The 23,221-nt window shown below is 72.4% G+C and carries 22 protein-coding genes; 3 read left to right on the top strand and 19 right to left on the bottom strand.

What is annotated here, in order from left to right; translation table 11 throughout:
• Positions 1-17: 17 nt before the first annotated feature.
• Both QM782_RS17715 and QM782_RS17710 read right to left on the bottom strand, forming a co-directional pair.
• Positions 18-1,028, bottom strand: coding sequence for an ABC transporter substrate-binding protein (locus QM782_RS17715; protein ID WP_415204212.1), 1,011 nt, complete (start codon positions 1,026-1,028; stop codon positions 18-20).
• Positions 1,029-1,101: 73 nt separating this feature from the next.
• A complete protein-coding gene (locus QM782_RS17710; RefSeq protein ID WP_415204211.1) occupies positions 1,102-1,998 on the bottom strand; it encodes a TauD/TfdA dioxygenase family protein in 897 nt (298 codons plus the stop codon).
• Positions 1,999-2,515: 517 nt separating this feature from the next.
• Here QM782_RS17710 and QM782_RS17705 point away from each other — a divergent pair.
• Positions 2,516-5,482, top strand: coding sequence for a CHAT domain-containing protein (locus QM782_RS17705; RefSeq protein WP_415204210.1), 2,967 nt, complete (start codon positions 2,516-2,518; stop codon positions 5,480-5,482).
• 45 nt (positions 5,483-5,527) lie between these two features.
• Complete coding sequence (locus QM782_RS17700; RefSeq protein WP_415204209.1) at positions 5,528-6,571, top strand: patatin-like phospholipase family protein; 1,044 nt, start codon at positions 5,528-5,530, stop codon at positions 6,569-6,571.
• A gap of 90 nt (positions 6,572-6,661) precedes the next feature.
• Here the strand turns inward: QM782_RS17700 and QM782_RS17695 are convergent, their stop codons facing one another.
• The 17 genes from QM782_RS17695 to QM782_RS17615 all read right to left on the bottom strand — a co-directional run bounded on the left by QM782_RS17695 (position 6,662) and on the right by QM782_RS17615 (position 22,072).
• The gene (locus QM782_RS17695) at positions 6,662-7,000 is read right to left on the bottom strand and encodes a DUF3325 domain-containing protein (protein WP_415204208.1); all 339 of its coding nucleotides are present in this window, start codon (positions 6,998-7,000) and stop codon (positions 6,662-6,664) included.
• Positions 6,993-8,738 carry a PepSY-associated TM helix domain-containing protein gene (locus QM782_RS17690; protein WP_415204207.1) on the bottom strand — a complete coding sequence of 582 codons (1,746 nt, stop codon included), beginning with the start codon at positions 8,736-8,738 and terminating at the stop codon, positions 6,993-6,995. Before QM782_RS17690 ends, QM782_RS17695 begins: the two co-directional genes overlap by 8 nt.
• Complete coding sequence (locus tag QM782_RS17685; RefSeq protein ID WP_415204206.1) at positions 8,735-9,079, bottom strand: hypothetical protein; 345 nt, start codon at positions 9,077-9,079, stop codon at positions 8,735-8,737. The genes QM782_RS17690 and QM782_RS17685 overlap by 4 nt, the downstream gene beginning before the upstream one ends.
• Positions 9,080-9,120: 41 nt before the next feature.
• Positions 9,121-11,601, bottom strand: coding sequence for a TonB-dependent receptor domain-containing protein (locus QM782_RS17680; RefSeq protein ID WP_415204205.1), 2,481 nt, complete (start codon positions 11,599-11,601; stop codon positions 9,121-9,123).
• A 267-nt stretch (positions 11,602-11,868) separates the two neighbouring features.
• Positions 11,869-12,900, bottom strand: coding sequence for a FecR domain-containing protein (locus tag QM782_RS17675; RefSeq protein WP_415204204.1), 1,032 nt, complete (start codon positions 12,898-12,900; stop codon positions 11,869-11,871).
• A gap of 13 nt (positions 12,901-12,913) precedes the next feature.
• Positions 12,914-13,438, bottom strand: a complete 525-nt coding sequence (locus QM782_RS17670) for a sigma-70 family RNA polymerase sigma factor (RefSeq protein ID WP_415204203.1) — start codon at positions 13,436-13,438, stop codon at positions 12,914-12,916.
• 79 nt (positions 13,439-13,517) lie between these two features.
• Positions 13,518-13,652 carry a hypothetical protein gene (locus tag QM782_RS17665; RefSeq protein ID WP_415204202.1) on the bottom strand — a complete coding sequence of 45 codons (135 nt, stop codon included), beginning with the start codon at positions 13,650-13,652 and terminating at the stop codon, positions 13,518-13,520.
• A 210-nt stretch (positions 13,653-13,862) separates the two neighbouring features.
• Entirely contained in the window at positions 13,863-14,021 is a 159-nt protein-coding gene (locus QM782_RS17660; RefSeq protein ID WP_415204201.1) for a hypothetical protein, read from the bottom strand.
• A 103-nt stretch (positions 14,022-14,124) separates the two neighbouring features.
• Entirely contained in the window at positions 14,125-14,922 is a 798-nt protein-coding gene (locus QM782_RS17655) for a DODA-type extradiol aromatic ring-opening family dioxygenase (RefSeq protein WP_415204200.1), read from the bottom strand.
• On the bottom strand, positions 14,919-15,272 hold the full coding sequence (locus QM782_RS17650) for a thioredoxin family protein (RefSeq protein WP_415204199.1): 354 nt from the start codon (positions 15,270-15,272) through the stop codon (positions 14,919-14,921). The genes QM782_RS17655 and QM782_RS17650 overlap by 4 nt, the downstream gene beginning before the upstream one ends.
• 55 nt (positions 15,273-15,327) lie before the next feature.
• Positions 15,328-16,104: an ATP-binding cassette domain-containing protein gene (locus tag QM782_RS17645; protein ID WP_415204198.1), complete on the bottom strand. Its 777-nt coding sequence runs from the start codon at positions 16,102-16,104 to the stop codon at positions 15,328-15,330.
• A 7-nt stretch (positions 16,105-16,111) separates the two neighbouring features.
• Positions 16,112-17,074 carry an aliphatic sulfonate ABC transporter substrate-binding protein gene (locus QM782_RS17640; RefSeq protein WP_415204197.1) on the bottom strand — a complete coding sequence of 321 codons (963 nt, stop codon included), beginning with the start codon at positions 17,072-17,074 and terminating at the stop codon, positions 16,112-16,114.
• A gap of 17 nt (positions 17,075-17,091) precedes the next feature.
• A complete protein-coding gene (gene ssuC, locus QM782_RS17635) occupies positions 17,092-17,943 on the bottom strand; it encodes an aliphatic sulfonate ABC transporter permease SsuC (protein WP_415204196.1) in 852 nt (283 codons plus the stop codon).
• 13 nt (positions 17,944-17,956) lie between these two features.
• Complete coding sequence (gene ssuD, locus QM782_RS17630) at positions 17,957-19,144, bottom strand: FMNH2-dependent alkanesulfonate monooxygenase (protein WP_415204195.1); 1,188 nt, start codon at positions 19,142-19,144, stop codon at positions 17,957-17,959.
• A gap of 124 nt (positions 19,145-19,268) precedes the next feature.
• Positions 19,269-20,294, bottom strand: a complete 1,026-nt coding sequence (locus QM782_RS17625; protein ID WP_415204194.1) for a sulfonate ABC transporter substrate-binding protein — start codon at positions 20,292-20,294, stop codon at positions 19,269-19,271.
• 183 nt (positions 20,295-20,477) lie between these two features.
• Positions 20,478-21,347: an EamA family transporter gene (locus tag QM782_RS17620; RefSeq protein ID WP_415204193.1), complete on the bottom strand. Its 870-nt coding sequence runs from the start codon at positions 21,345-21,347 to the stop codon at positions 20,478-20,480.
• Positions 21,344-22,072 (bottom strand): phosphonate utilization associated transcriptional regulator, encoded by a 729-nt coding sequence (locus QM782_RS17615; RefSeq protein WP_415204192.1) that lies wholly within the window; start codon positions 22,070-22,072, stop codon positions 21,344-21,346. Before QM782_RS17615 ends, QM782_RS17620 begins: the two co-directional genes overlap by 4 nt.
• 110 nt (positions 22,073-22,182) lie before the next feature.
• On the opposite strand from QM782_RS17615, the gene QM782_RS17610 reads away from it, so the two are divergent.
• Complete coding sequence (locus QM782_RS17610) at positions 22,183-23,211, top strand: putative 2-aminoethylphosphonate ABC transporter substrate-binding protein (RefSeq protein WP_415204191.1); 1,029 nt, start codon at positions 22,183-22,185, stop codon at positions 23,209-23,211.
• Positions 23,212-23,221 lie beyond the last annotated feature (10 nt).

Here is a 23,221-nt window from a genome sequence, read left to right as displayed (position 1 = left end):
GGCCAGCGCGTCCACCGTCAGTTCCCCGCCGCGCTGTGCGCGTCGTCGAAGAAGTAGTCGCGCACGGACGCGGGCTTGTTGCGGATCGCGCCGACGCGGTGCATGAACTCGGCCAGCGCGTAGGTGTTCTGCGGCGCGGTCTTGAACTGCACCTCGGGGTTCCTGATGATGGACAGCAGCAGGTCGCGGTCGATCCTGGCGTTGCCGACCTTCAGGTAGATGTCGGCGGCCTGCTCGGGGTGGGCCGTGATGAACTGCGCGGCCTCGTCCAGCGCGTCGATGAAGGCCTTGTAGGTCTTGGGGTTCTCGCGGCGGAACTTCTCGGTCGCGTACAGCACCGAGGCCGAGGCCGGGCCGCCCAGCACGTCGTAGGACTTCAGCACGATGCGGGCGTTCGGGTTGCCGGCCAGCTCCTGCTCCTGGAACGGGGGGGTGCCGAAGTGGCCGGTGATCTCGGTCCCGCCCTTGATGAGGGCCGCCGCGGCGTCCGGGTGCGGCACGGCCACGCTGATGCGGTCGAGCCGGGCGAAGTCCTTGTCGCCCCAGAGCCGGGCCGAGGCCATCTGCAGCACGCGCGACTGCACCGACACGCCGACCGCCGGCAGGGCGATGCGGTCCTGGTCGGTGAAGTCGGCGATCGATGTCACGGCCGGGTTGTTGGTGACCAGGTAGTACGGGAAGTTGCCGAGCGAGGCCACGCCCTTGACGTTCTGGCGGCCCCTGGTGCGGTCCCACAGCGTCAGCAGCGGACCGACGCCGGCGCCGGCGATCTCGATGTTGCCCGACAGCAGCGCGTCGTTGACGGCCGCGCCGCCGGACAGCGTGACCCACTCGACCTGGGCCTCCACCCCGGCGGCCCGGGCGTGCTTCTCGATGAGCTTTTGCTCCTGCGCGACGTTCAGCATCAGGTAGACGATGCCGAACTGCTGGGCGATGCGGATGCGGCCCTCGGCGTGGGCGGCCAGGCTGCCGGCGAGCAGTGCGGCGCCGGTGGCGAGGGCGGCGAGGCGGCGGGTGATGCGGTGCATGGGGGCGGTTCTCCAGGGTGAGCGCTGCCTGCCCGCGCGGCGGCGCGGGCGCGGCAGGCGGTTCGGGCGGTCCTCAGAAGGGCGTGTCGCCCTCGATCGTGGTGCGGTAGAGCTTGCGGCGCTCGGTGTCCGGCGTGCCGGCCGCCAGGTGCACGACCGAGCGGTTGTCCCAGAACACGATGTCGTGCGGCTGCCAGCGGTGGCGCAGCTGGAACGCGGGCTGCACGCTGGCGGCGAACAGCTGGTCCAGCAGCGCGCGGCTCTCGTGCCCGGGCAGGCCGACGATGCGCGTCGTGAAGTGCTCGCTGACGAACAGCGCCTTGCGCCCGGTCTCGGGGTGCGTGCGCACCACCGGGTGCACGACGGGCCGGACCTCGTCGAGCTGCGCCTGCGTCAGCGCCGGCCGCCAGGGGTTGCGCGCGCGCAGCTCGTCGTAGCGGGCCAGGTAGCTGTGCTCGGCGCGCAGCGTCGCCAGGCGCGACTTCAGCGCGTCGGGCAGCGCCTCGTAGGCGGCGTGCTGGTCGGCGAACAGCGTGTCGCCGCCGACGCGGGGCAGCTCCTGCGCATGCAGCAGCGATCCCAGGCTGGGCTTTTCCTTGTACGACAGGTCCGAGTGCCAGAAGTGGCCGGCATCGCCCAGGCCGATGGGCTCGCCGTTCTCGCGGATGTTGGAGACGACCAGCACCTCCGGATGGCCGGCCAGCTGGAACTTCTTCTGCACGTGGATCTGCAGCGGGCCGAAGCGGCGGCTGAAGGCGACCTGCTGCGCGGGCGTGATGCGCTGGTCGCGCAGCACGAGCACGTGGTGGTCCAGGTGGGCGCGGTGCAGGCGCGCGAAGTCGGCGGCGTGGAGCGGCCGGGCGAGGTCCAGGCCCAGCACCTCGGCGCCGAAGGGCGCGGGCAGGCGGCGGATGTCGAAGTCCTGGATGGGCACCTCGGACACGGGCGGGGAATCGAGCAAGGCGGACATGGCTGGCAGGCGTGGAGCTGTACGGTGCAGCGAGGCTGGCACTGTAGGCGGCGCCCCTGGCGCGGCCAACGACTGTTTACCTGCTTGCTTATGCGCAAATCTTCTGTGCGGCGCCTGTCGACTGCACGGGGGCATGCGGCGCCCCCCGGACATGGGAACGGCCCGTGGCCCGTGGCCCGTGGCCCGTGGCCCGTGGCCATACGGACCTTGCGCGCATCCACAAGTTGCAGGAGGCGGAACGCCGCGCAAACGCGCAACATCGGGCTTCCGGAGGACCCACCATGGCACACACCGCACTGTGCATCGGCATCGACGACTATCCCGGCACCGGCATGGACGGGGTCGGCTGCGTCCACGACGCGCCGGACTGGGCCGAGGCGCGGCGCGCCGTGTCCACATGATCACGCCGGCGCCACCGCGGCGGGCGGCCCGCGACGACGACGGCAGCGGCGGCATGCTGCCGGCTGCTGCTGCTGCCGCCGCAACCGCAACCGTACAGCCCGGGCCCGGCGCGGCCGTGGAGCGACTGCACGTGCGCATCGTCCACGGCGGGCTCGACTACGCGCGCTTTCCGCTGCTGATCGGCCACCACATGAACGAGGGCCTGAGCGCGGCGGGCCGGCGCGTGGACGCCAAGCTCGGCGGCCAGCTGCAGTGCGCGATCGACCTCAAGCTGTTCGTCGGCGCGCTGCGCACGGCCCAGTACCTGCGGCCCAACAACCATGGCGCCGGGCCGCCGGCGTATGCCGGCGCCGTGGTGCTGGGCCTGGGCGCGATCGGCGAGCTCACGCCCACCGGCCTGGCCGAGACCGTCACGCGCGGGGTGCTGCGCTATGCGTTCGAGCACGTCTACCGCGACCCCTTCGCCGCGCCGCGCGGCAGCCCCTGCGCGCTGCGCCTGTCCAGCGTGCTGCTGGGCACCCAGCTGCAGGCGCTGGCGACCGGCGACGCGCTGACGGCGCTGCTGCAGGGCGTCTGGCGGGCCGACCAGCTGATCGCGGGCATGAACCGCTCCGGCCGCCAGGTGCGGCTGGCCGAGCTGGAGATCATCGAGATCGACGAGAGCCGCGCCCTGGACGCCGCCTACGAGCTGCGCCGGCTGCTGAACCGCTCCGAATGGCGCGAGCGCTGCGACTGGCCGGACGGCCTGCTGGAGACGCGCGAAGGCGCGACCAGCGGCTACCGCCGCCATGCCGGCACGCCCGTCTGGCAGCGCCTGATCGTGCGGCAGGACACCGACGGCGGCCTGGGCTTCGCGCTGATCGGCGAGCAGGCGCGCGTGGAGGCCACGCAGGTGCAGTCCGACGTGGCGAGCCTGCGCCGCTTCATCGACCGCGTCAGCGACGACAGCGCCGCGCCCGGCGACCCGATCGAGCGCGGCACCGACCCGGTGCTCGGCGCCGTGCTGTTCCAGCTGCTGCTGCCGCAGCCGCTGCAATCGCGCATGACCAGCCTGGACGACACCGTGCTGGTCGTCGACGACACCACCGCCGCCTACCCCTGGGAGCTGCTGACGCCGCCGCCGCAGCTGTCCGACGACGACACGGCGCGGCCGATCGCGGTGCAGGCCGGCCTGGTACGCCAGCGCGTGACCAACGAGTTCCGCCAGCTGCCGCGCCTGCACACGGGCTTCCGGGCGCTGGTGATCGGCGCGCCGGACACGGGCGGCTGGCTGGACGAGCACGGCCGGCCCCTGCACTTCAACGACCTGCCCGGCGCGCGCGCCGAAGCGCACGCCGTGCTGCAGCTACTGAAGGACGATCCGTCGCGCGCCTGGGCGCACAACAGCTGCATCGGCCCGCCGCCCACCGCGCAGCCGGCACCGCAGGCGTCGCGCGTCGGCTTCGAGCAGGTACGCGTGGCGCTGCTCAAGGAGCCCGTCCGCGTGCTGCACATCAGCGCCCACGGCGTGGTCGACCAATGGGTCCGCCGCAGCGGCAGCGGGGCCGACGCGCGCGCCGTCCGCAAGACCGGCGTGGTGCTGTCGGACCAGGAGGTGCTGGGGGCGGTCGACGTCGAGTCGATGAGCTTCACGCCGGAGTTCGTGTTCCTGAACTGCTGCTACTCGGGCCGGCACGGCGAAGGGCTGGTCGCCGGCCAGGGCCCGCGCGCGGCGCTGGCCAGCAGCCTGGCGCTGAAGTTCATCGACATGGGCAGCCGCGCCGTGATCGCGACGGGCTGGCAGATCGACGACGAGGCGGCGCTGGACTTCGCGCGCGCGTTCTACGCCGAGCTGCTGGGCGGGCGCCGTTTCGGCGAAGCCGTGCGCCTGGCCCGCGCCGCCGTCTACGCAACCCACGGCGAGCTGACCAACACCTGGGGCGCCTTCCAGTGCTACGGCGATCCGAACTGGCGCCTGGAAGGCGGCCGCCAGGCCGGCGGCAGCGACGTCCCCTGCCTGCGCGATGCGCACGCCACCGTCAGCCCCGGCGAACTGGCGGCCCGGCTGGCCCAGGTGCAGGCGACCGCCGGCGGCGAGCGGCCCGAGGCCGTGGCGCAGCAGCTCGACCAGCTGATCGACCGGCTGCGCGGCGACCCGCTGCGCGCCGCCTGGCTGCAGGATTCGCGCGTGCTGGCCGAGGCCGGCCTCGCCTACCGCGAGCTGGGCCGGTTCGAGACGGCCGCCGGCTTCCTGCAGCGCGCGGCGCGCGGCATCGGCTCGCAGATGCGCATCGGCGACATCGACACGCTGGTGGACGCGCTGGTGCGCGTGGGCACCGGGCCCGACCGCCCCTCGGCCCGCGCCGCGGCGCAGCTGCTCGAACAGCTGGACCAGCTGGGCGGCGGCGACGCGGGCCGCTGGCCGCTGGCTGCGCACGAGCCGGAACTCGGGCCGAGCTGCCTGTCCGAGCGCGAATGCCTGCGCGGCGCGCTGGCGCTGCGCGCGGCCCATGCGCAGGACGGCTCCGAGGGCTTCGCCCACGCGCTGGGCGTCGCCGCCACCGCCTACGCCAGGGCCTACCGCATCAAGCTGGCCGAAGGCGACACGCCGGACCGGCGCGCACAGGCGCTGTCGGGCGCGCTGCTGTCGGCGGCCCTGCTGGCCTTGCTGGACGGTCCCGCGGCGGCGCGCGGCGCGCTGCAGGGCGCCGCCCCGGACGCGCGGCCAGACGCCCCGCCGGACTGGCACGGAGCCGCGCGCCAGCTGCTGCGGGACCTGGGCTGCGCCTCGGCCTGCCGCACCACGTTCTGGCAGCACGCCAACGGCGTGGAGCTGCGCACCGCCTGCGGGCTGTTCGCGCACGCCCTGGGCGGCACCACCGGACCGCCGGAAGACGACCTGGACATCGTGCGCGGCGAGATCCGGCGCCTGCTGCACCTGTGGCCCTCGCCCTCGCAGCTGGAAGGCACGCGTTTTCGCTTCCAGCTGGTCGAGCGGATCGCCGCCACGCTGCCGGCCGGCGACGCGGCGGCGGCCGCCATCGGCACGCTGGTGCGCGAGGCCCTGGACCTGCTGCAGCCGGAACGACGCGAGATCGGCTGAGCTTCCTGCAACGCAGGGGCAGCGTCGGCGTGGCATGCTCGCGCCATGCGTTGGCTGCCCTCCTCCCTGTTCGCCCCGCGCCGCCCAGCCCTGAACCTCGCGCTGCAGGGCGGCGGCGCCCACGGCGCCTTCACCTGGGGCGTGCTGGACGCGCTGCTGGAGGCCGACCGCTTCGCGATCGCCGGCGTCAGCGGCACCAGCGCCGGCGCCGTCAACGCGGTGCTGCTGGCGCAGGGGCTGCGCCGCGGCGGCCCGGCCGAGGCGCGCGCCGCGCTGGACGCGTTCTGGACCGCGCTGGGCAGCAGCCTGCCGTTCGAGTGGCTCACCCAGGGCCAGGACGATGCGCTGGGCTTCAACCCGCTGGCACGGCTGATGCTGCGCGTGTCGCAGCTGTTCGCGCCGCACGAGCTGAACCCGCTGGGCCACGACCCGCTGCGCGAGCTGCTGCTGCAGCACGTGGACTTCGCATCGCTGCGCGCCGGCGGCCCGCCGCGGCTGGCGATCGCCGCCACGCGCGTGGACAGCGGCCGCCTGCACGTGTTCGACAACGCGGCCATGTGCGTGGAGGCGGTGCTGGCCTCGGCCTGCCTGCCCACGCTGCACCACACGGCCGTGGTGGACGGCGAGCCCTACTGGGACGGCGGCTACAGCGCCAACCCGGCCCTGCAGCCGCTGCTGGCCGACCCACGCTGCGCGGCCGACACGCTGCTGGTGCTGCTGGCGCCGCGCCGGCACGAGCACACGCCGCGCCAGCGCCGGGAGATCGCCGAGCGCGCGATGGACATTGCGTTCCAGGCGCCGTTCCTGCGCGAGCTGGACCTGCTGGCCGCGCTGCAGGCCGATGCCGGCCGGCGGCTGTGGCCGGCCACCGGGCTGGCGGGCCGGATCGCGCAGGCACGCTGGCACCTGGTCGACGGCGGGCCGGTGCTGGCCGCGCTGCGCGGCGAGACGCGGCTGATCGCGCACCTGCCGTTCCTGCGCCGGCTGCGCGATGCGGGGCGCGCGGCCACGCAGCAGTGGCTGGACGGCCCGGCGGGCCAGGTGGGACGGCGCAGCAGCGTGGACCTGCAGGCGCTGGCCGCCGGCTGAGAAGCCGCGGGCGCCGCCGGTCCGGCGGCACGGACGGCTGCGCCGCCGCCGGGGCGCTCAGCGCGGCGCGCCGGCCGGCCGCGCCGCCTCTCACGCACCGCGGGGACTCCGGTCGCCCCAGGGCCACACGGCGCGCAGCAGCCGCGGCCTCCAGGTCAGCGCCAGCGCGACGACCGGCGCCGCAGCGGCCAGCAGCATCACCCAGACCAGCGCTGCCATGGAGGGAACATCCGCCACGAGGCACAGCCCGGCCGACACCAGCAGCCCCGCGGTGCCGAGCATGCGCAGCATGATGCGCACGCCGGGCGCGGGCCGCGTGCCCCCGTGCACCTGGCGCCAGTGCCCGTCCATGGCCAGCGCCAGCCAGGCGAAGCCGACGACGTTCGCCAGGGCCGCGCCGGCCAGCCACATCCAGCTCGGCTCAGACATGCCGCACCCCGGCAGTGGCCAGCGCGGGCTCGCCGGATTCGGCGGCCCCCGCCCGCTCGGCGCCACGGTCCCGCCGCGCCAGCCTGCGCGCCGCGAAGCCGGCGAGCGCCGCCGTCGCCAGCAGGCTCAGGTCCGCCCCCGCGACCGGCCAGTACGTGCTGGTGAACACGGTCCTGAGCAAGTGGTCGCCGGTGGTCAGCCAGTTCACCCCCACGGCCGCCACCGCGATCGCGGCGATCGCCCAGCATTGCTCGCTCCAGGCCCGCAGGTAGCCGTCCCGGCGCTGCCGCAGCACCCGCACCATCGCGTGCAGCGCGCACAGCAGCCAGGCGCCGTAGAACGCATACACCTCCAGATCGCGGCTGGCGATGCCCGCCAGCTGCACCCGGTTGTCCAGGCACCGGTTGGCGAGGAGGAAGGCCCCGGTCGCAGCCACGATGCCGGTGACCGCGGCGATGCTCAGCACGTTCATCCACGCCACGTTGGCGCGCGGGCCGCGCTTGCTCTTGTTGCGTGCCTGGGTCCAGTGCAGCAGGCCGGTGGCGATCATCGCGCAGGCGCCGAGCCCGCCGAGGAAGTACAGCCAGCGCAGCAGCCAGTGCTCGAACTGGAGATAGTGCATCCCGCCGATGAAGTTCCACACGTTGACGGTCGGCGACGCCTGGAACGGCTGCAGCGGCTCCCCCGTGGCCAGCGAGAAGCGCTGGTTGTCGATGGACAGGGCGACGCTGCGGTCGCTGCCCTGGCGCAGCGCGACGATGCCGCCGGCATCGCCGGGGTTGGTGACCCGGACCATGTACACCGACCCGGGCCCCCACGTCCGCTCGGCGGCGGCGACCATCGGGTCGATCGGCACCATGCCGGCGGGCTCGCCCACCTTCGGCGGCTTGACCCGTCCCAGCCCCTCGGCCAGGAACAGGCGCCGCGCCGGGTTCTGGGCCCGCTCGCCCCCTTCGGCACGGCCGCCTTCGGCCCGCCGGCCGCGCGCCTCCGCACGGGCGCGCGGTGCCTCCGGTGCCGCGCGCCGGGCCTGCGGGCCGGAGGCGGACGACGCGGCCGGCGCGCGGAAGACGCCCTCCGGCGCCTGCGGGAAGTAGATCAGGTGCGCGATGACCAGGCCCGACAGCGTGATGGCCAGCGTGAACGGCAGCAGCACGACGCCCGTCACGTTGTGCACGTCCAGGTTCGCCCGCCCGAAGCTGCGGAACAGCCTGAGCGTGAAGAACTCGGCGAAGATCTTGCGGTGGATCACGATCCCCGAGATCAACAGGCACAGCATGCCCATGCTCGCGATCCCGACCAGCAGCGCACCGACGTTGTTGCCGCCGCGCAGCGTCAGGTTGTGGTGGAACGGGTAGATGAAGTTGCTGGCGCCGCGGGTGTTCGAGGCCGCGAGCGGTTCGAGCGTGGCGGGGTGGAAGCGGTCCCGTGCCGGGATGTGCGATTCCTCGGAGTCATAGCCCAGGGTCAGGAACGGCTGGCGCTCGCTGGGCAGCAGGATGCTCCAGGCCGAGGCATCCGGGGCGCGCGCCCGCAGCATGGGCACGATGTCCCGGTCCACGGACAGCCCGGGCGCGCCGCGCAGGTCGATCCGCGTGTTCGGCATCATCCACCGATCGATCTCCTTGTCGAAGACGGACAGCGTGCCGGTCCAGAAAATGGCGAAGAGCAGCGCACCGAGCACCAGGCCGGCCCAGGTGTGGACCAGGTCCATGCGGACGCGGAATCCGTCCTTCATGGCTTGCCTCCCAGCATCCAGGCGCCGAGCAGGGCCAGCCCCGCCAGGCCGCCGGCGCAGAGCCAGGTGCGCAGCACGCCCCGGCGTGAGAAGGCCCAGAGCAGGATGAGCAGCAGGTAGAGAAAGCCGGCCATGCTGGCCGCCATCACGGCGTCGGGGAAGGTCATGCCCGCGCGGCGGAGCACGATGCCGGTCACGTCGACCAGGCGCGCGCTGGCCAGGTAGGCCAGCAGGCAGATGGCCACGGCGTGCACGGTCCAGCCGGCGCGGCCCAGCACGGCCGCGCCGGCTGTCGCGGCCGGTGGTTTGCTCCGGGGAGCGGATGGTGTGGAAGGCGTCATGGGTGTCGGGTCGTTGGGTGCCGGGAAGTGCCGGACGCGGTTCAGAACCGCCCCCTGACGCTGGCGTAGTAGCTGCGCCCGCGCTCCGAGTAGCGGTAGGCCCCGGTCTCGCTGGTCACCTTGAAGCGCTTCTGGTCGGTGATGTTGTCGACCGTGAAGCTGAAGGTCAGGAAGCGGTTGAGCGCGTAGCTCAGGCCCGCGTCGAGCGTGACCAGGTCCTTGTCGCTCTTGCTGACGGTGTTGTCGTCGAAGCTGACGGCGGTGATCTGCCCCTCGTAGTTCAGCCTCAGAAAGCTCCGCAGCGCGTCGCTGGGGCGATAGTCGAGCGTCATCGAGCCGTTGTGCTTCGGAATGCCAACCAGCGAGTTGCCGTCGAGCCGGGCCAGCGTGTCGCCGAAAGATCGCGGGCCCGCCGGCGTGTCGATCGTCACGTTGCCGGCGTCGATCCGCGAATGGGTGTAGGTGTAGTTGGCCTTCAGGCTCAGCGTCTTGTCGACCGCCCACTTGCCGTCCAGTTCGATGCCGCGGATGTTCGCGCCGTTGACGTTCAGCCAGGTGCCCCAGGCCGGGCAGTTGCGGGTTCCGACGGCACCCGCGTCGCAGTAGGCGGCGATTCGGCGGCCGTTGGCGTCGTCGAAGAAGTAGCCGTTGGTATTGACGATCTTGTTGTCGAACTTGTTGAAGAACAGCGTCAGGCCACCGCTCAGCGACTCGTCGCGGGTGTAGTGCGAGCTGATCTCGAAGTTCGTGCTCTTCTCGGGCCGCAGGTCCGGGTTGCCGAGGATCAGGAACTGGCTGGTGCCCCCGCCGCGCTGGGACGCCGTGGTGCCGTCGATCTGCGTGATCTTCGGGCTCTTGTAGCCCGTGGCGACGCCGCCCTTGAAGGTCCAGTGGCTGTCGTGGTTGTAGACCAGGTAGGTCCTGGGCGAGAACTGCTTGCCGAAGAACTCGTTGTCGGTCAGGCGCGCGCCGAGGGTCAGGAAGAGCCGCTGGCTCAGCAGCTCCCATTCGTCCTCGGCGAAGTAGGCCCGCTCGGTGAGCCTGCGGGTGCCGTAGTTGCCGCTGCGCCCGCCTCCCAGGTCGCTGTTCGTGAGCCGGTCGTTCGTCCACTGGGTGCCGAGGCTCAGCATGTGGTCGCCGATCCCGGTCACGAACTTGGCGTCGCCCACCTTGTTCGTCGAGCCGGTCGTGTAGGGGGTGTTGGACGGATGGGTCAGCCGTTCGTAGTCCTCCTGGTAGTACTTCAGCTCCAGCCTTCCCAGATCGAACCGCGCGTTGTAGGCGGCGCCCCAGGTGTCCCGGTTCCATTCCCGGTCGGCGATGCCGGCCGTCGGCAGCAAGGTGCCGCCCGGATTGCCGATGTAGTGCTGGCCGGACTTCGAGTAGTCCAGGGTCAGGTCATGGTTGCGGTGCGGCGTGAACCGCAGCTTGCCGCCGATGGTGTTCTTGGTCGACTCCTGGTAGCCGCCGTAGTACCGGTCCTCGTCCTGGTGTGTCTCGTTGCCCCACAGGGACAGGCCGACCAGCTCCTTGACGACGGGCCCCGAAAGGTAGAAGTCCTTCTGGGTCTGGTTGCCCATCGCGCCGCTGTCCGGGACGCGCAGGCCGTAGCCGGCGCTGGCGCTCCAGGTCGCGGGCGTCTTCTTGGTGATGACGTTGATGATGCCGCCCATGGCGTCGCTGCCGTACAGCGAGCTCATCGGCCCGCGGATCACCTCGATCCGCTCGATCGCCGACAGCGGCGGGATGTAGTTGCTGTCCAGGTCCTCGTTGTTCAGCTCTCTCGGGTTGCTGGTCTCGGACCGCACCCGCATGCCGTCGACCAGGATCAGCGTGTACCCCTTCTCCATGCCCCGGATCGAGATGCCGCTCTGCCGGCCGGAACCGATCACCGCGACGCCGGGCACCTCCCGCGCGATGTCCTGCAGCGAACTGAACTGCTTGCTCTCGAGTTCCTCGCTTCCGATGACGCTGATGCTGGCGGGGGCATTGCGGATGTCCTGCTCGTAGCCGGCTGCGCTGACGACGCGGACTTCCGCCAGCGTGGCCACCGGCTGCGCCGTGCTCTCCGCGGCTGGCGCAGCCGCAGGCTCCGCCGCCGCTGCGACGGGACGCAGCGCATACGTGCCATCGGCCTGGCGCACGGCCTGCAGGCTCTGGCCCTGCAGCAGCTGCGCGAAGCCTTGCTCGACGGTGAACTGGCCGGACAGGCCGGCACTGCTCCTTCCCTGCGTCAGCGCCGCCGGGGCCGAAAGAAACACCCCCGCCTCTTCGGCAAAGCGGTTCAGCGCCGACGTCAGGCTGCCGGCCGGGATGCTGAAACGCCGCGCCTGCCCGGCGGCGCTCTGCGCCTGGGCGCTCGGCGCCCAGGCCGCGGCGGCGAGCATCGTGGCCGCCGTGGCCAGGTGCACGGCCATCATCACGGGGCGGAGGGCGGCATGCGGGCCAGGGGCCGCGGGCAGCCGGGGAATGCACTGGCGTCCGGGCCCGGGATGCCCGGTGGAACTGCGGCGCAGGGACATGGATGGTTCTCCTCGAAAGTCACGAAACGGCGAGGCGACCATCGAGCGCACAGAACCATCTGCCGCTGCGCGCGCAGCGGCATTCTGGGCTCATGCCTGGGTGGGTACCGCGCGAAGCGGTGCTGCCTGGGGAGGATGGGACGAACCGTCGAACCGACCGTCGCCTCTTCCCTGCTCAATCGAACGAGACCGGAAAAGGGGAACCACGTCCGCCAAAAAATTCTTCCGGACAGCGCATGCGCGCCTGCCGGAAGGCGGCGCGCGGGCCTACCGCGCCTCGACCGTGGTCCACCACGGCAAGGTGCGCCGCACGCGGATCGGCAGCGTCTGCTCCAGCATGGAAAGGGCCCGCTCGACGTCGTCGGTGGGATAGACGCCACTGACCTTCAGGCCCGCCACGTCGCGCGCCACGCTGATGTGGCCATGGCGGTAGCGGCCCAGTTCCTCCAGCAACGCGCCCAGGGGCATGTCGTCCGCCGGCAGCTTGCCCCGGCTCCAGGCTTCCCGCAAGCGGTCGGCATCCTCGAGCGCGGAAATGGCCTGGGCGTCGAACGTGGCGGCCCGGCCCGCCTGGACGCGCAGCGCCTTGCCCGCCTGGGTGCGAATTTCCACCGCGCCCTCGAACACGTCGAGCCGGGTCCGGTCCGCGGCCTGGCGCACGGTGAAGCGCGTGCCCAGGGCCTGCAGCTGCCCGTGGCGGGTGCCCACGTAGAACGGGCGCTGCAGCCGGTCCGCGGCGGTCCGGACCAGGATCTCGCCATCCAGGAGCACCAGCCGGCGCTGGCTGGCCTGGTAGTCCACCTGCATGGCACTGCCGGTATTGAGCCAGATGCGCGAGCCGTCGCCGAGCACCACGTCCCGGCGCTCGCCGACGCCGGTGCGATGGTCGGCGCGCCATGCCACCACCCGCTCAGGCATGGGAAGGTGCCGCCAGCCCAGCCAAGTCAGGACGCCCACGCCCAGCACGCCGGCGGCGGTGCCGAGCGCCTGGCGCCGCCGCGGCGCCACCGTCGACCGCGCCGCGGCGACGCCGGCCACGGCGGCCGCCGTGCCCTGGGGGCCGTGGCCCCGCAGCGGCTCGAACCTGCGGCTCACGCTCTCGATGTGTGCCCAAGCCGACTGGTTCTGCGGCGAGTGCGCCAGCCAGGCGCGCCAGGCGGCCCGGTCGGCCTCGGCGGCGTTCTCGTCGCGCAAGGTCGCGTACCACTGCGCCGCCTGCTCCAGGCTCTGGACGCTGGGCCTGGCCGGCGGTTCGGCGAGGCCGGCGCGCAAGGCGGCCGTACAGGGCTTCACGGCCATGATGCGGACCGGGTCAGGCCAGTCCGGCCTCGATCAGCGCGCACTGGAGCATGCCTTGGGCGATGTATTTCTTGACCATGCGCTCGGAAACGGCCAGTTCCGCCGCGATGTCGCGGTACGGCACGCCGTCCACCTGCGCCATGACGAACGCCCTCGCCGCCTTCCGGGACAGGCGGCCGAGCATCGCGCCGATCTCGAGCAGCGTCTCGATCACGATGGCCTGGTGCTCGGGCGACGGCGCGAACCGTTCGGGCTGGACCGCCAGCGTTTGCAGCCAGGCTTGTTCGATCTCGCGGCGCCGCCAGAGGTCGACGCACAGGCCGCCGGCGGCGGTGCGGAGATAAGCCCGGGCCTCGGCGAAGCTGGCGAAACCCCGGCCGGCCGGCCGGGTCAGCAGCCGGACGAAGGCGTCATGCGCCAGATCCGCGGCATCGGCGGCGTTGCCCAACCGGCGATGCAGCCAGCCCTGCAGCCAGCGGTGGTGGTCGCAGTACAGAGTCTCCAGCGAGGGAGCAGAGGCATCGGCAGAAGCGCTCATAAGCTGTCACCACACCGCCGGGCGCTGCTCCCGCGGACCTGAAAACCCGATCATGTCAAATGAGAATTATTGACAATTATCACATGGATCGCGAATTTTTCGGCAGCTGCCGACCGCCTTCGACCAGCACGCCCTCCTGCGCCCGGGACAGCTCCAGGCCATGCCGGCCATCCATCGGACGGTGCCGGAGCACGGCGCCGAGCTTGGAAGCCATGCATGGATCGATCGCGCCCACGACAGGGTGCGCGTCAAGCCACAGGTGCAGGCGCGTCCGCGGCCCTGGCTTGGTGCCAGGGCGGGGACTGCAACGCCCGCATGGAGGCGTGCCCCGGCCCACAGGGCGAGGCTCCGGGCATGGCATTGGCGATGCGCGTGGACGTTCGTCGGAAATCTCGCGCGGGTGCGAGGGATGGCTGACCGCTTTTCAGCGCAGGAACGCCCACCAGTAGGCGGTGTAGATGCAGTCCATGAGGCCGTCGCAGGGAGCGTCGTGGCGGCCCATGGCGTGGGCGCTGGTGCCGAGCGAGGCACCGATCAGCACGGCGACGGCGAGTGCGCGGGAGCGGGTGACGAGTTGGCGCATGGGAACCTCCGGAGGGGTGTGGCCGCCGGAACATCCCGGCGCGAAGCCATTGTCCGAAGCGGGTCTGCGCCGCGCATCCCACGAACCTGGTAGCGCGGCGCGGTCAGCCGAACCGGTAGCTGGAGACCGACAGCCCGCCGGCGAAGGCATCCTCGTGGTAGACGCGGGTGGCGGGTTCGTGCTCGGCCGCGCCCACCGCCACCATCAGCGGGATCAGGTGCTCCTCGCGCGGGTGCGCGATGCGCGCGGCCGGCGCCTGCGCCCAGTCGAGCAGCGCCTGCGTGCGCGCCGCCGGCGGGCTGTGCAGCAGCGCCTGCGCCAGCCAGTCGTCGAAGGCGCGCGAGGGCACGGCGGCCTGCGGGCCGAACGCGCGCAGGTTGTGGTAGCTCAGGCCGCTGCCGACGACCAGCACGTCCTCGCCGCGCAGCGGCGCCAGCGCACGGCCCAGGGCCAGGTGCTCGGCCGGGTCCAGGCCCTGCCGCAGCGACAGCTGCGCCACCGGCACGTCGGCCTGCGGGTAGATCGCCTGCATCGGCGAGAACATGCCGTGGTCGTAGCCGCGCGCGGGGTCCGCGGCGGCCGGCAGGCCGGCGGCCCGCAGCAGCGCCTGCACGCGCTGCGCCAGCGCCGGCGCGCCAGGCGAGCGGTAGTGCACCTGGTAGGTGTGGGGCGGAAAGCCGTGGTAGTCGTACAGCATGCCGGGCTGCGCGGCGGACTGCACGGTGAAGGCCGGCGCCTCCCAGTGGGCCGAGACCATCAGGACGGCGGCCGGCCGGCGGCCGATCTGGCGCGGCATGTCGGCCAGCGCGGCCTCCAGGCGGGCATAGCGCGCGCCCATCTCGGCCTTCATCCAGGGCCAGGGGCCGCCGCCGTGGGAGATGAAGTAGGTCGGCAGCTTCATGGCATCTGCAGCAGGTCGAGCAGGCGGTGGGCGGCCGGGTCCAGGCCGGCGACGGGCTCGCGCAGCGACTGCAGCAGCCGCTCCACCGCCGGCTGTTGCGGCTGCACCGGGCCGCAGAACAGCGGCGCGCCGTCCTGCGCGATCAGCAGCACCGGGAAGGTCTGGATGTCCAGCACGTCGAGCACGTCCTCGTGCGCGTCCACGTCGATCCAGTGAAAGCGCCAGCGGGGATGGGCGGCGGCCAGGGCGTCGAACCGGGCGCGCCATTCGCGGCAGGCGCCGCACCATTCGGCGCACAGGCAATACACGTGGCGCACGCCGGCGCGGGCGGAGGCTTCGGGGGCGGACATGGCCGCCATCATGCCAAAGCCGCCGCGGCCTGCGCGGGACGGGCGGCCGGCGCGTTCAGGCGGCCAGGCGCAGCCCGGGCGTCGCCGGCTCCTCGTGCGCCGTGCGGCGCAGCACGCGGTCGAGGATGCGCTTCTCGGCCGCGGCCAAGGCCGCGTCGCCGTGCACGCGCGGGCGTGGCAGGTCGATGCGCTGGTCCAGCGCGACGCGGCCGTCCTCGACCAGCAGCACGCGGTCGGCCAGCGCCACGGCCTCCTGCACGTCGTGGGTGACCAGCAGCGCGGTGAAGCGGTGGCGCTGCCACAGGCCTTCGATCAGCCGGTGCATCTCGATGCGCGTGAGCGCGTCCAGCGCGCCCAGCGGCTCGTCCAGCAGCAGCAGCCGCGGCCGGTGCACCAGGGCGCGCGCCAGCGCCACGCGCTGGCGCTGGCCGCCGGACAGGCGCGCCGGCCATTCGCGCGCGCGCTCGGCCAGGCCGACCTGGGCCAGCACCTCCTCGCCGCGCCGGCGGGCCGATGCCGGCAGGCCCAGCAGCACGTTGTCCAGCACGCGCTTCCACGGCAGCAGCCGGGCTTCCTGGAACATGATGCGCGTGCGCGCGTCCAGGCCGGCGACCGCCCGGCCATCGACCGCCAGGCTGCCCCCGCTCGCGGCCTCCAGCCCAGCCACCAGGCGCAGCAGGGTGCTCTTGCCGCAACCGCTGCGGCCGACGATGGCGATGAACTCGCCGGGCGCGACGTCCAGCTGCGTGTTCTGCAGCACGGTGCGGTCGCCGTAGCGCTTGGACAGGTTGCGCGCCTGCAGGCGCACGCCTTCGGTCGGTGGAGTGGTCATGGCATCGTCAGGCGGGTTGGAACAAGGACACGTCCAGCGCATCCACGCGGCGCGGCAGCAGCTTCTCGGCGAAGAAGGCGTCGGCGATCTTCTGCTGCTCGGCCAGCCCCTGCGGCACGGCCGCCCGCACGGCATAGCTGCGCCGGCCGTTGGCCTGCAGCACCGTGGGCAGGTCCACGCCCCAGACCGGCGCCAGCAGCGCGGCGGCGGCGTCGGGGTTGGCCTTGACCCAGCGGCCGGCCCGGGCCAGCTCGTCGTAGAGCACCTGCAGCACGTCGGCGCGGGCCCGGGCGAACCGGGTGCCGGCCAGGTAGTAGCGCTGGTAGGAGGCGATGCCCGTGCCGTCGGCCAGCACGCGCGCGCCGGACTGGCGCTGCGCGGCCGCCAGGAACGGATCCCAGACGACCCAGGCGTCGATGGCGCCGCGCTCGAACGCGGCGCGGCCGTCGGCCGGCGTCAGGTAGGCGGGCGTGATGTCCTGGAGCGACAGGCCGGCCTGCGCCAGCGCGGCGATCAGCAGGTAGTGCGCGCCGGCGGCCTTGGCGAAGCCGACGGTGCGGCCCTTCAGCGCGGCCACGCCGCGCAGCGGCGAATCGGCGCTCACCACGATGGCCTGGGCCGAGGGCGACGGCGCCTCCTGCGCGACGAAGGTCAGCTGCGCGCCGGCGGCCTGGGCGAACACGGGCACGGTGTCGGCCACGTCGGCGCTGAAATCCAGGTTGTCCAGGTTCAGCGCCTCCAGCAGCGGCAGGCCGCTGGTGAACTCGTGCCAGGCGACCTCGGCGTTCAGCGGCGCGAGCCGGCGCTCCAGCACGCCCTGGGCCTTGAGCACCACGGTCAGCGTGGAGGACTTCTGGTAGCCGATGCGCACGGTGGCCGGCGCCGGCCGGGACCGCGCCGCGCCGGCCGCGAGCAAGGGAGCGGCCGCCAGCACGGTGCGGCGGCGCAGCGGGAAGTTCGGATGCGTCATGCGGTGGGCCTCGCGGTTCATCGGCCGTAGCCGGGGTGCCAGCGCAGCCACCAGCGCTCCAGCCCGCGCGCCAGCAGGTCGGCCAGCTTGCCCAGCAGCGCGTACAGCCCGATGCCGACCAGCACCACGTCGGTCTGCAGGAACTCGCGCGCGTTCATCGTCAGGTAGCCGATGCCGGCCTGGGCCGAGATGGTCTCGGCCACGATCAGGATCACCCACATCAGGCCGAGCGAGAAGCGCAGGCCCACGAGGATGGAGGACACCGCGCCGGGCAGGATCACCTCCCGGTAGAGCTGCCAGCGCGACAGGCCGTAGGTGCGGCCCATCTCGATCAGCTGCGGATCGACGTTGCGGATGCCGTGGAAGGTGTTCAGGTAGATCGGGAAGAACACCGACACCGCGATCAGGAACAGCTTGGCCGACTCGTCGATGCCGAACCACAGGATCACGAGCGGGATCAGCGCCAGCGCCGGGATGTTGCGCACCATCTGGATGGTCGAGTCGAGCAGCGTCTCGAAGAAGCGGACCGAGCCGGTGAGCAGGCCCAGCAGCAGGCCCAGGCCGCCGCCGATGGCCAGGCCCAGCAGCGCGCGGCCGGCGCTGACCTTCACGTGCGTCCACAGCTCGCCGGAGGCGGCCAGCGTCCACGCGGCGGCGACCACGTCGACCGGCGCCGGCAGCACGCGCGAGGACAGCCAGCCCTGCGCGGACGCCACCTGCCAGGCCGCGACCAGCGCCACCGGCACGAGCCAGGGCAGCAGTTGGTGCGCGATGCCGGCCAGCCAGGCCGGGGGCGTGCCGGGCGCATCGGCCACGTCGGGCAGCGGCGTGACCTGGGGCTCGCGGACGTCGGAACTCAGCGTGCTCATGGCATGCCTCTCCTCAGCTCTGCGCCGCCAGCCGCGCCGGCGCGTCCAGGTTCGCCACGACCTCGCCGAACGGCCCGGTCACGTGGCCGCCGGCCAGGCGCTCGCGCAGCGCGAGCGGCAGCAGCGGGAACACCAGCTCGGCGAAGCGGTAGGCCTCCTCCAGGTGCGGGTAGCCGGACAGGATGAAGGTGTCGATGCCCAGGTCGGCGTACTCCTGCAGGCGCGCGGCCACGGTCGCGGGGCTGCCCACGAGGGCCGTGCCGGCGCCGCCGCGCACCAGGCCGATGCCGGCCCAGAGGTTGGGGCTGACCTCCAGCGCGGCACGCGAGCGGCTGGACGGCCCGCCGCGGGCACGCGCCTCGGCATGCAGCGCCGCCATGCGCTGCTGGCCCACGGAATCCATCCTGGCGAACGCCGCTTGCGCGCGCGCCACGGTGGCGTCGTCCAGCCGGCTGATCAGCGCGTCGGCCGCGCGCCAGGCCTCGTCCTCGGTCTCGCGCACGATCACATGCAGCCGGATGCCGAACCTGAGCCGCCGGCCGCGCGCGGCGGCGCGCCGGCGCACCTCGTCCAGCTTGGCGGCCACGTCGGCCGGCGGCTCGCCCCAGGTCAGGTAGGCCTCGACCTGCTCGGCCGCCAGCTCCTGCGCGGCCGGCGAGGAGCCGCCGAACCAGACCGGCGGGTGCGGCCGCTGCACCGGCGGGAACAGCAGCCGCGCGCCCTTGACGCGCAGGTGCCTGCCGTCGAAGTCGTAGCTCTCGGTGCCGTGGCTGCGCGCCAGGATCTCGCGCCAGATGCGGATGAACTCGGCCGACTGCTCGTAGCGCGCCGCATGGTCCTGGAACACGCCGTCGCCCTCCAGCTCGCCCTGGTCGCCGCCGGTGACCAGGTTCACCAGCAGCCGCCCGCCCGAGAGGCGGTCGAAGGTGGCGGCCATGCGCGCGGCCAGCGCCGGCTGGTGCAGGCCGGGCCGCACGGCGACCAGGAACTTCAGCCGCTGCGTCGCGCCGATCAGGCTGGAGGCGATGACCCAGGGGTCCTCGCAGGAACGCCCGGTGGGAATCAGCACGCCCTCGTAGCCCAGCCGGTCGGCCGCGCCGGCCACCTGCTGCAGGTAGGGAAGATCGACCTGGCGCGCGCCTTCGCCGGTGCCGAGGTAGCGGCTGTCGCCGTGGGTGGGGAGAAACCAGAAGACTTGCATGGGAAGGGAGGAAGGACGAAGAGGAAAGGATCAGGCGGCGATGCCGGATGCAGCGGCGCCGGCGGCCGGGGCCGGGCGGTGGCAGGCACGGGAGAGCAGCGGGCCACGGCCCGCTCTCCCGGCGTCAGTCCTGGCCGAACACCACGGCGTCGCTGACCTTGATCGGCCGCGGGATCAGCTTGAGCGCGTGGAAGGTGTCGGCGATCTTCTGCTGGTCGGCCGCCACCTGGCGGGTGATGGGCTGGACGCCGAACTCGTAGCGCTGAAGCGCCTGTTCGACCACGTCCACCGGCAGGCCCTGCAGCGGCGCGATCAGCTCGGCCGCCTGGCGCGGGTTCTTCCTGAGCCACTGGCCCCGCTCCGCCGCGTCCTCGAACAACGCCTGCACCACCCGCGGGTTCTGCTGCACGAAGCCGCGCGCGCCCAGGTAGTACTGGTAGTTGTTGACCACGCCAGGCGTGCCGTCGGCCAGCACGCGGGCGCCGGTGGCCTTCTCGGCCGCGGCCTGGAACGGATCCCAGATCGCCCAGGCGTCCACGCTGCCGCTCTCGAAGGCGGCGCGGCCGTCGGCCGGCGCCAGGTAGACGGGCTGGATGTCGCCGATCCGCAGGCCATGCCGCTCCAGCTGGCGCACCAGCAGGTAGTGCACATTGCTGCCCTTGTTCAGCGCGACCTTCCTGCCCTTGAGATCGGCCACGCTGCGGATCGGCGCGTCGTGCCGCACCAGGATGGCCTCGGCACGAGGCGCCGCCGGATCGAAGCCGATGTAGACGAACTGCGCGCCCGCGGCCTGGGCGAAGATCGGCGGCGCCTCGCCGACGTAGCCCACGTCGACGGCCCCGACGTTCAGCCCCTCCAGCAGCTGCGGGCCGGCCGGGAACTCGACCCACTTCACGCCGAAGCCCAGCGGCGCCAGCCGCTTCTCCAGCGTGCCCTGCGCCTTCTGCAGCACGAACAGGCTGGCGGACTTCTGGTAGCCGATGCGCAGCTCACCCTGCGCCTGGGCATGGGCCACCGGCAGCGCCAGCAGGTAGGTGCCCAGGGCCAGCACCAGCACGCCGAGCACGGCGGCCAGGAAATGACGGGCGGCGCGGCGCCAGGCGGAGGACGGGGATTGGTCGGCGTGCGGATCGAAGGGGCCGGGGTGCATGGAACAGCCTGCGTCGTGGTGGAACTGCGGGCCAGTGTCCGCAGCCGTCCATGCGAAGGGAACGAAGAAAACCAGGCTTCCATATGCGGCGGGTGCATATGGCGCACCTGGCGGCGCTCCTCGTCCAGGCGCCGGGATGCGGTTCCCTGCTCGGCGCACGAACCATGCCCGTGCCCCGTGTCGCTACCCCAGCCGCAACAGCCACACCCCCGCGACGATGATGGACACGCCCAGCACCTTGGGCGCGCCCAGGCGTTCGCCGAAGCACAGCGCGCCGATCAGCACGGCGAACAGCACCGAGGTCTCGCGCAGCGCCGCCACCAGGGCCACGGGCGCGCGCGTCATCGCCCACAGCGCGATGCCGTAGCTGGTCAGCGAGGCCAAGGTGCCCAGCCCCGCCACCGGCCAGCGCCGGCGCATGTAGGCCCATGCCTCGCTGCGCTGCGCCGGTGCGCGGCGCGCCATCACCATCGTGAAGTACGGCACGGCATCTAGCATGAACAGCGCGGCCACATAGGCCACCGCATCGCCCGCTGCGCGCACGCCCAGCCCGTCGATCACGGTATAGACGGCGATCAGCGCGGCATTCGTCAGCGCGAAGCCCAGCGCCTTGCGGTGGCTGCCGCCAGGCGCGTGGCGGCCCGCGAAGCCCAGCGCCAGCACGCCCAGGCTGATCGCCAGCACGCCCAGCCATGCGATCCAGGCGATGCGCTCGCCCAGCACCAGGCTGCCGGCCAACGCCACCAGCAGCGGCGCCGATCCGCGCATGACCGGGTAGGTCAGCCCCAGGTCGCCGTGCTGGTAGGCGGCGGCCAGCGTAGCGTAGTAGGCCACGTGCACCACGATGCTGGCGGCGATGTACGGCCAGGCCGCCGCGCGCGGCCCGCCCCAGGCCAGCAGCAGCGCCAGGCCGACGAAGCCGCCCAGCGCGTGGATGAGCGCGGTGTCCAGCGCCTTGTCGGCGGCCGATTTGATGAGCGCGTTCCACGATGCGTGCAGCAGCGCGCCCAGCAGCACGGCGAGCACGATCGGGGTGGTCAGGCCACCCGTCATGACTGCGGGGGCGGCACGGATGCGGCGGCGGGTCCGGGCTCGCCATGCTGGCGGCGGTAGTTCTCCAGGGTTCGTTCGCGGCTGCCCATCACATGCCGGTACATGGCCTGCCCGGCGGCCTGGGCGTCGCCGGCCGCGATGTGCTTGACGATGTCCCTGTGCTCGGCCGTGTAGCGCCGCATGGATTCGGCGCTGAGGTTCTGGCGCCGGAACAGCGACAGCTCCTTGACCAGCCGCTGGTAGGTGTCCGTGAGCTTGCGGTTGCCGGCCAGCGCGAAGAGCCGGTCGTGGAAGCCGAGGTTGAGCCGGTGGTAGGCATCCATGTCGCCGTCGCGCGCGGCCTGCGCCATGTCGCGCAGCAGCGCCTTGAGCGCGCGCACGTCGGCGGGCGTGGCGACCTCGGCGGCCTTGGCGCCCACGTGCTGCTCGAGCAGCGCGCGCAGCTCGAAGATCTCCAGCGCCTCCTGCAGCGACACGCTGCGCACGAAGACACCCCGGTTCTTCTCGGTCTGCACCAGGCCCGCCTCGTCGAGCATGCGGAACGCCTCGCGCACCGGGCCGCGCGAGACGCCCAGGCGCTCGGCGATCGCCGCCTCGGTGAGCTTGCCGCCCGCGGGCAGGCTGCCGTCGAGGATGCGCTTTTCGATCTCGGCCTGCACCAAAGTAGCCAGCGAGTTGCGCTGCAACAGTGCAATGGCGGTGCTGTGCGGGGTGGCTTCGCTCATGGATGGCCTGATTCTATTGCAGATTGTCTACAATCTTCAATCAAGAACTGGCATCCATATTGCTAGAAGGCTTTCGTCCTCTTCCTTCTTCCACCCGACAAGGAGTCATGATGAAAGCCTGGAAAACACTTCTGGCAGGCCTGCTGGCCGCAAGCGGCGCGGCCCATGCACAAGGCACGCAGTTGACGGTCTATACCGCGCTGGAGACCGACCAGTTGCGCGCCTACCAGGAGGGCTTCAAGAAGGCGCACCCCGAGATCGAGCTGAAATGGGTGCGCGACTCCACCGGCGTCATCACCGCCAAGCTGATCGCCGAAAAGGCCAACCCGCAGGCCGACGTGATCTGGGGCGTGGCGGCATCCAGCCTGGCGCTGTTCGGCCAGCAAGGCATGCTCGAACCCTATGCGCCCGCCAACCTGGGCGCCATCTCGCCGCAGTACCGGGACAAGAAAAACCCGCCCGCCTGGTGGGGCATGGATGTGTATGGCGCCACCATCTGCTTCAACACGGTGGAGGCCAAGAAGCGCAACATCCCCCTGCCCACCAGCTGGCACGACCTGACCCAGCCCGCGTTCAAGGGACAGATCGTGATGCCCAACCCAGCCTCGTCGGGCACAGGCTATTTCGACGTGGTGGCCTGGCTGCAGCTGTGGGGCGACGACGGCGGCAAGGGCGGCGGCTGGAAGTACATGGATGCGCTGCACGAGAACGTCGCGCAGTACACGCACTCGGGCTCCAAGCCCTGCAACATGGCGGCGCAGGGCGAGTACGTGGCCGGCATCTCGTTCGAGTACCGCGCGCACAGCACCAAGGCCAAGGGCGCGCCGATCGAGCTGGTCTTTCCCAAGGAAGGGCTGGGCTGGGACCTGGAGGGCCTGGCGATCCACAAGGGCACGAAGAAGCTGGACGCCGCGAAGAAGCTGGCCGACTGGGCCTCGTCCAAGGACGCGATGGTGCTGTACGGCAAGAACTTCGCAATCACCGCCATGCCCGGCGTCGCGCCCAAGCTGGCGAACATCCCGGACGACTACGAGTCGCGCCTGGTCAAGATGGATTTCGACCAGTCCGCCGCGAACCGCGAGCGCATCCTGGCCGAGTGGTCCAAGCGCTACGACGCCAAGAGCGAACCGAAGAAGTGATCGCGCGCGA

Source organism: Pseudorhodoferax sp., from assembly GCF_047601025.1.
Classification (GTDB): Bacteria; Pseudomonadota; Gammaproteobacteria; order Burkholderiales; family Burkholderiaceae_C; genus Pseudorhodoferax.
The sequence above is the reverse complement of the archived record's forward strand: the minus strand, read 5'-3'. Positions and strand labels throughout refer to the sequence as shown.

Bases quoted from the DNA above. Each gene is read 5' to 3' on its own strand.
- QM782_RS17615 (WP_415204192.1), bottom strand. From the start codon at position 22,072: ATGAGCGAAGCCACCCCGCACAGCACCGCCATTGCACTGTTGCAGCGC.
- QM782_RS17685 (WP_415204206.1), bottom strand. From the start codon at position 9,079: ATGACGCCTTCCACACCATCCGCTCCCCGGAGCAAACCACCGGCCGCG.
- QM782_RS17695 (WP_415204208.1), bottom strand. From the start codon at position 7,000: ATGTCTGAGCCGAGCTGGATGTGGCTGGCCGGCGCGGCCCTGGCGAAC.
- QM782_RS17625 (WP_415204194.1), bottom strand. From the start codon at position 20,294: ATGCACCCCGGCCCCTTCGATCCGCACGCCGACCAATCCCCGTCCTCC.
- QM782_RS17655 (WP_415204200.1), bottom strand. From the start codon at position 14,922: ATGAAGCTGCCGACCTACTTCATCTCCCACGGCGGCGGCCCCTGGCCC.
- QM782_RS17650 (WP_415204199.1), bottom strand. From the start codon at position 15,272: ATGTCCGCCCCCGAAGCCTCCGCCCGCGCCGGCGTGCGCCACGTGTAT.
- QM782_RS17640 (WP_415204197.1), bottom strand. From the start codon at position 17,074: ATGACGCATCCGAACTTCCCGCTGCGCCGCCGCACCGTGCTGGCGGCC.
- QM782_RS17665 (WP_415204202.1), bottom strand. From the start codon at position 13,652: ATGGCTTCCAAGCTCGGCGCCGTGCTCCGGCACCGTCCGATGGATGGC.
- QM782_RS17690 (WP_415204207.1), bottom strand. From the start codon at position 8,738: ATGAAGGACGGATTCCGCGTCCGCATGGACCTGGTCCACACCTGGGCC.
- QM782_RS17680 (WP_415204205.1), bottom strand. From the start codon at position 11,601: ATGTCCCTGCGCCGCAGTTCCACCGGGCATCCCGGGCCCGGACGCCAG.
- QM782_RS17620 (WP_415204193.1), bottom strand. From the start codon at position 21,347: ATGACGGGTGGCCTGACCACCCCGATCGTGCTCGCCGTGCTGCTGGGC.
- QM782_RS17715 (WP_415204212.1), bottom strand. From the start codon at position 1,028: ATGCACCGCATCACCCGCCGCCTCGCCGCCCTCGCCACCGGCGCCGCA.
- QM782_RS17670 (WP_415204203.1), bottom strand. From the start codon at position 13,438: ATGAGCGCTTCTGCCGATGCCTCTGCTCCCTCGCTGGAGACTCTGTAC.
- QM782_RS17675 (WP_415204204.1), bottom strand. From the start codon at position 12,900: ATGGCCGTGAAGCCCTGTACGGCCGCCTTGCGCGCCGGCCTCGCCGAA.
- ssuD (WP_415204195.1), bottom strand. From the start codon at position 19,144: ATGCAAGTCTTCTGGTTTCTCCCCACCCACGGCGACAGCCGCTACCTC.
- ssuC (WP_415204196.1), bottom strand. From the start codon at position 17,943: ATGAGCACGCTGAGTTCCGACGTCCGCGAGCCCCAGGTCACGCCGCTG.
- QM782_RS17700 (WP_415204209.1), top strand. From the start codon at position 5,528: ATGCGTTGGCTGCCCTCCTCCCTGTTCGCCCCGCGCCGCCCAGCCCTG.
- QM782_RS17710 (WP_415204211.1), bottom strand. From the start codon at position 1,998: ATGTCCGCCTTGCTCGATTCCCCGCCCGTGTCCGAGGTGCCCATCCAG.
- QM782_RS17610 (WP_415204191.1), top strand. From the start codon at position 22,183: ATGAAAGCCTGGAAAACACTTCTGGCAGGCCTGCTGGCCGCAAGCGGC.
- QM782_RS17660 (WP_415204201.1), bottom strand. From the start codon at position 14,021: ATGCGCCAACTCGTCACCCGCTCCCGCGCACTCGCCGTCGCCGTGCTG.
- QM782_RS17645 (WP_415204198.1), bottom strand. From the start codon at position 16,104: ATGACCACTCCACCGACCGAAGGCGTGCGCCTGCAGGCGCGCAACCTG.